This window comes from Endozoicomonas sp. ALC013, from assembly GCF_049310205.1.
Taxonomy (GTDB): domain Bacteria; phylum Pseudomonadota; class Gammaproteobacteria; order Pseudomonadales; family Endozoicomonadaceae; genus Endozoicomonas.
On the sequence record NZ_JBLYNS010000300.1, the window covers coordinates 1 to 2,853 of the forward strand.

2 protein-coding genes are annotated in these 2,853 nt (G+C 54.5%); both read right to left on the reverse strand.

Features of this window, described 5'->3' with window-relative positions; genetic code table 11:
- Positions 1–305: 305 nt before the first annotated feature.
- A complete protein-coding gene (locus ACO6V1_RS23300) occupies positions 306–1,514 on the reverse strand; it encodes an RING finger domain-containing protein (RefSeq protein WP_422468899.1) in 1,209 nt (402 codons plus the stop codon).
- Between the two features lie 169 nt (positions 1,515–1,683).
- Positions 1,684–2,853: tetratricopeptide repeat protein (locus tag ACO6V1_RS23305; RefSeq protein WP_422468901.1), on the reverse strand; the 1,170-nt coding region annotated here is incomplete at its 5' end.

Here is a 2,853-nt window from a genome sequence, read left to right on the forward strand (position 1 = left end):
GGGCTCGGTGGGTACAACAACTGCTGCACTGGGGGGAACGCTGTTCATGCCAGGTAACTCCCTTACGTTTTTGGGATTGCTACTCTGACTGTGTTGATCTAAAAAATATCCCGTAACAGGATCCGAAAATATCAAAAAACAGCTTTATAGATTTCATGAATTCCAGAACAGGGCAAAATATCCGAAAAAAAGTGGTTATACAGTCATAACGTACACATTTTTATGGATGCAGGAAGTATAGAGATACAAATTTATTGTCGTTTAAGTAGGCCTGAACTTTAACAGGCCAGCATTGGTTACCGGATTCATGGCTCCTGTGGATGGGCGTGGCCGGGTTCATCAGGAAAGGCTTCATCAAACCCGCGTTTTTTAGCGGGTTGCGGTTTAGAGAGTTCTTCCAGTTTTTTCATGGCCCGGGCATTCCCCAATTCAGCCGCCTTCTGGTACCAGCTCTGCGCTTTGCCGTGATCTGTCGGAAAGTCCGTTCTACCATACTCATACAGCTGGCCCAGGCAGTACATGGCGACAGCATCACCCAGCCCGGCCGCCTTGAGCAACAGGCGTTTTCCCTTGTGCGGATTTGCCGGAAAGTCTTTGCCACCGCGCAGATACAGGACAGCCAAATTGTTCATGGCCGCAGAGCACCTCCGCTTGATCGCGTGCAGATACCAGTGCTCCGCTTTGCGCAGATCTATCTTGAAGCCCACGCCACCATGGTGATACAGGTTGCCAAGGTTGTACATGGCTCCAACACTCCCCAGCCCGGCCGCCTTGAACAACAGGAACGTTCCCCGGTCCGGATCTGCCTCAAAGCCCTCGCCACCATACTGATACAGGTAACCCAGATTGCTCATGGCCAGAACAATCCCCCTCCCAGCCGCCTCCCGGTACCAGTACTCCGCTTTACGCAGATCTACCCCAAAGCCCTCGCCACCATGATGATACAGGTGAGCCAGGAGGCACATGGCTGAAGCATCCCCCAGCACGGCCGCCCTAAGTAACCAGCACTCCGCTTTGCGCAGATCGACCGGAACGCCCTCGCCACCAAACCTGTACAAACGCCCCAGTTCTCTCAGACCGACCAGGTCGGCCCCCCCCCGGTCGGCCAGTAGCAGAGCAACATCGAGGTGCTTATTGGTAGCGGCCAGAGCCAGTGGTGTTTTACCCGGGCTCTGGCCCGCATCCACGTCCGCACCCAGGTTCAGCAGAACCCGGATGATCCCGATATCGCCTTGTTTTGCCGCATTGGTCATCTGCTGCTGCCAGCCCCCGGGCAAGGTCCGGTTTTCCAACAACATATCCTCAATGGCCCTTCGCCCGTAAGGGCACTCAAGATGATCCTTTCTCCAGCGATCAAGGCATTTAAAGTGGAATTTATGCCCGCAGGGCCTGGCTGTGGCGACGTACCTGCCCGCAAACTCGGGATTTTCAGGTCGGTAGAGATCATCGTGGCAGATCGGGCAGTTTGGGGGGGCAGTGGGTATGACTGCTGCAATGGACGAAACACGGTTCATCTAAGGTACCCCTTGCGTGTTTGGGTTGGTTACTCAGACCGGGTAGAACCCAAAAATATCCAGTACCAGGCTCTGAAAATCTCAATGATCATCAACGGGTCACATCTGTGCCGGGAATAATTGCAGCTTTGTGATTAACGCTTGTAGCTGATCTGTCGGGAAGCCCTCGTTAACACCGTTTTATGCCTCCAGCCCCGGATTCGCCTTCCGGGCAGGCGTGGTCGGGTTCATCAGGAAAGGCTTCATCAAACCCGCGTTTTTTAGCGGGTTGCGGTTCAGGGAGTTTTTTCAGGTTTCTCATGGCCGAGGCATCTCCCAGCCCAGCCGCCTTGAGAAACAAGGCTCTTGCCTGGGGCAGATCTACCTCAAAGCCCTCGCCACCATCCCTGTAAAGGCAGCCCAGGTTGTTCATGGCTGAAGCGTTTCCCAGCCCGACCGCCCTGAGCAACAAGCGTTTCCCTTGCTCCGGATTCGCTGGCAAGCCCTCGCCACCGTACAAATACAGGAGGCCCAGGTTGTTCATGGCCACAGAATACTCCAGCCGAACCGCTTCCAGGTACCAGTGCTCCGCTTTGCACAGATCTACCGCAAAGTCCTTGCTACCATGCTCATACAGGTAGCCCAGGTTGTTCATGGCCATAACATCCCCCAGCTCAGCTGCATTTAGATACCATCGTTCCGCTTCATGCAGATCTACCTCAAAGCCCACGCCACCATGCTGATACAGTAAGCCCAGGTTGTACATGGCTGACTCTTCATCCAGCCCGGCCGCCTTGAACAACAGGAACTTCCCTTGCTCCGGATTCGCTGGCAAGCCCTTGCCACCTTCCAAATACAGGAAGCCCAGGTTGTTCATGGCACCAGTATGCCCATGCTCAATCGCCTTTAAGTACCAGAGCTCAGCTTCGTGCAGATTGACCGGAAAGTCCTTGCCACCATGCTCATTCAGGTAGCCCAGATTGTACATGGATATGGCATCATCCAGTCTGGCCGCTTTAATGTACCATCGTTCTGCCTCACGGAGATCTACCGGAAAGTCCGCTCCACCTTGCTCATAGAGTTCGCCCAGGTTGTACATGGCAACAGTGTTATCCAGATCAGCCGCCTTTTGCAGCCAGTATTTTGCCTTGTGCAGATCTGCCGGAAAGCCCTCGCCACCATTGTTATACAGGAGGCCCAGGTTGTTCATGGCTAAGTCATTCCCCAGCATGGCTGCCTTCATATACCAGCGCTCCGCTACATGCAGATTTACCTCAATGCCCTCGCCACCATCCTGGAACAGATCCCCCAGCTTGCACAGACCGATCGGGTCGGGTCCTCCCCTGCTGGCCAGCAGCAG